4 protein-coding genes and 1 pseudogene are annotated in these 2,757 nt (G+C 51.1%); 3 read left to right on the top strand and 2 right to left on the bottom strand.

Going from position 1 to position 2,757, the window contains the following annotated elements; all coding sequences use genetic code 11:
* Window positions 1-540 (bottom strand): annotated as a pseudogene (locus Q0614_RS08755) (hypothetical protein); the annotation flags it as partial.
* Between the two features lie 10 nt (window positions 541-550).
* A complete protein-coding gene (locus tag Q0614_RS08750; protein ID WP_298788087.1) occupies window positions 551-1,072 on the bottom strand; it encodes a hypothetical protein in 522 nt (173 codons plus the stop codon).
* Window positions 1,073-1,172: 100 nt separating this feature from the next.
* On the opposite strand from Q0614_RS08750, the gene mobB reads away from it, so the two are divergent.
* Genes mobB through Q0614_RS08735 form a run of 3 tightly spaced genes read left to right on the top strand, consistent with a single transcriptional unit; the run spans window position 1,173 to window position 2,728 of the window.
* Window positions 1,173-1,661, top strand: a complete 489-nt coding sequence (gene mobB, locus Q0614_RS08745; RefSeq protein ID WP_298788085.1) for a molybdopterin-guanine dinucleotide biosynthesis protein B — start codon at window positions 1,173-1,175, stop codon at window positions 1,659-1,661.
* A 9-nt stretch (window positions 1,662-1,670) separates the two neighbouring features.
* On the top strand, window positions 1,671-2,519 hold the full coding sequence (locus Q0614_RS08740) for a class 1 fructose-bisphosphatase (protein WP_298788083.1): 849 nt from the start codon (window positions 1,671-1,673) through the stop codon (window positions 2,517-2,519).
* Window positions 2,519-2,728 (top strand): hypothetical protein, encoded by a 210-nt coding sequence (locus Q0614_RS08735; protein WP_298788081.1) that lies wholly within the window; start codon window positions 2,519-2,521, stop codon window positions 2,726-2,728. The genes Q0614_RS08740 and Q0614_RS08735 overlap by 1 nt, the downstream gene beginning before the upstream one ends.
* The last annotated feature ends 29 nt before the right edge of the window (window positions 2,729-2,757 follow it).

Here is a 2,757-nt window from a genome sequence, read left to right as displayed (position 1 = left end):
AGCCAAATTTAGCGCATTTAAAAACACGGGCAAATTCTGCGCATAAAACTCATCTATCGCCTCTTTTATCTCGCCGTCTGCTTCATAATCGCGCAGCAGTTTCTGCACGCTATCGGCACCAAGATATGCGCCGCAGCAGTAGTTTTCGACGATCTCGTTGTGAATTTCGCCGCTAAACTCCGCTAGAAATTCCGCCGGCAAAACCTCGCGCCAATCGCTTATGTAGGTTTTAAATTTAGAGCTTTGCTCAGCCAAAAAGCTAAACGCCGTGCCGCGCGTGTAAAAATATTCTCTAAAATAGCCCTGCACCACGGCTATATGAAATCCATGCGTTTTATTAAAAATCCCCCGCGTGCCGTACTGCAGCGCCGAGCGGAAGCCATCCGCGTATTTTTCTGCGTAAAATTCATCCGCCTGGGCTTCGCGAGCGATTTGGGCGATAGCCTCAAAATCCCCCTTCTGCGCGAGCTTTAGCGGCTTAAAATACCACTGCGAAATTTCATCTTTGCCGATCGCGTGATAGCTTATGTCGTAGCCCACCCTCTCTCCTTTAATCTTTCAGATCGATCTGCGGCTGCCAATACAGCGACTTTGAAATTTTACGAAATTTCATCGTGGCAGCCAGACCATTTGAGGTGCGGTAGCTAAGCACCAGCTCGTCCTTATCGCTCTTAGGCGCGGTGATCTTGTAGCGGCTCGACCACGCGATCTTAAAAAGCTCCTTTTGCAAAAGCGGATCGCCGTCGCTCAGCGGCGTTACGTTTGCGTTTGCGCCGTTAATCTGCACCGCGTGGATCTGAATCTCTTTAGGATAGGAGGTGAGCAAAAACACCTCGTCCTCCGCGGCGTTTCTAAGCTCGGGCGCGACGGGATTTAGATAGGTCGCCACTGCCAAATAGCGATCGCCCGCACGCACCGATTCAAATTTTTGCGTGTAGGCCAAAAACTCGTTTTTAAGCGGATCGTGACGGGGATCGTTTGCGGAGCAGGAGTTTAAAAATAGCGCTAGCGCGGCTGGGAGCGCGCCCTTTAGCAGGCCGTTTAGCGCGCCGCTAAAATCAAATTTCTTCATCGATCTTCCTTTGAAATTTTAGGCGCATTCTAACGAATTTTGCTTTTTAAAAGGCTAAATTCGCTACAATCTGCTCATCTTAAAAAGCCGGATTTTAAAAATGAAAAGACTTGCTATCGCATTTTCAGGCCCTTCCAACAGCGGCAAAACGACGCTAATTTGCAAGATCGCTAAAATTTTTATCGCTAGCGGGCTGCGGATTGCGATCGTAAAGCACGATCCGGGCGACAAGGCGCGCTTTGACGTAGAGGGCAAGGACAGCGCCAAATTTAGCGAGCTCGGCGCCGAAACCGTCGTGATGAGCCCGACGCGGACGAGCTATTTTTCGCAGCGCTGTATGCAAATCGACGAGGTCGTGCGGATGCTCGGAGACTTCGACATTTTGCTCGTAGAGGGGCTAAAGACGTTGCCGCTGCCGCGCATAAGCCTATTTCGCGACAGGATCGATCCGGCGTATCTGCCTTTTTCGGACGCGATCGCTTCAAATTTAAGCGGCGAGCAGATGGATAAGTTTTGCCGCGTAAATTTCGACATCGACGACGCTGCGGGTATCAGCGAATGGATCTTAAAAAACGCCAAAAAAATGTAAAGGAATAAAATGCAAGAGATCGTAAAATCAATCCAAAATATCGCGCTACAAATCGCCGAGGATCTGAAATACGCGGACTTCGGCTACACCGATCATCACAACAGCACGGGCGATACGCAGCTCAAACTCGACGTAAAAAGCGACGCCATAATCGAAGCGGAATTTCGCAAAAATCCGCTCGTGCGCGCCCTAATCAGCGAGGAGAAAGAGGAGGCGCTAGAGCTTCGAAAGGATGCCCGCCTAATCGTCGCTTACGATCCGCTCGACGGCTCGAGCTTGGTGGACGTAAATTTTGCCGTGGGCTCGATTTTCGGCATCTACGAGGATGAAATTTCGCCCGCAAACTTAAAAGCGGCGATCTATTGCATCTACGGGCCGCGCCTTGAGATGGTCGTTTGCGAGGACGCGCCGAAGCTCTACCGCCTAAATCGCGAGGGCAAATTTAGCTTCGTAAAAGAGCTGCGCCTACAGCAAAAAGGCAAACTAAACGCCACGGGTGCGACGCAAAAGGGCTGGAGCGAGCCGCACCGAAAGCTCGTGCGGGCGCTGTTTGATGAGGGCTATCGCCTGCGATACAGCGGCGCGATGGTAAGCGACCTACATCAAATTTTATTAAAAGGCGGCGGACTTTTCAGCTACCCCGCTACTAGCGATCATCCGCGCGGCAAACTTCGCGTAACCTTCGAGGTTCTGCCGTTTGCGTTTATATTCGAGCGCGCGGGAGGCGCCACCAGCGACGGCGCGAACGGCTCGCTTTTGCAGCTAAAGATTGAAAAAATTCACCAAAGCACCCCTTGCTTTTTCGGCTCGAAGTACGAGATCGCGAAAATGCATGAAATTTACGGCGAGAAAAATTGATGGCTGATACTGAGAGCAGCGCGCCGCGCGACGTTTACGACGAAATTTTGGATAAAAGCTTAGCCGCGCTGCAAGCGTGCCAAGCCGAGCACAATCTCACCAGCTGCATGGAGTGCGAAAAGCTGCTAGATTGCGCAGTGCGCGACAAATACGTCAAGGCAGTCTATGAGAGCATGTCGCACGGCGCGACGGGGGATTTTTCGTTTTAAATTTAGCTATTGCGATCGCGGAATTTTAC

Source organism: uncultured Campylobacter sp. (assembly GCF_937997595.1).
In the GTDB taxonomy this organism is placed as follows: Bacteria; Campylobacterota; Campylobacteria; order Campylobacterales; family Campylobacteraceae; genus Campylobacter_B.
Note: the sequence above shows the minus strand (reverse complement) of the source record. Positions and strands in the feature narration are given on the sequence as shown.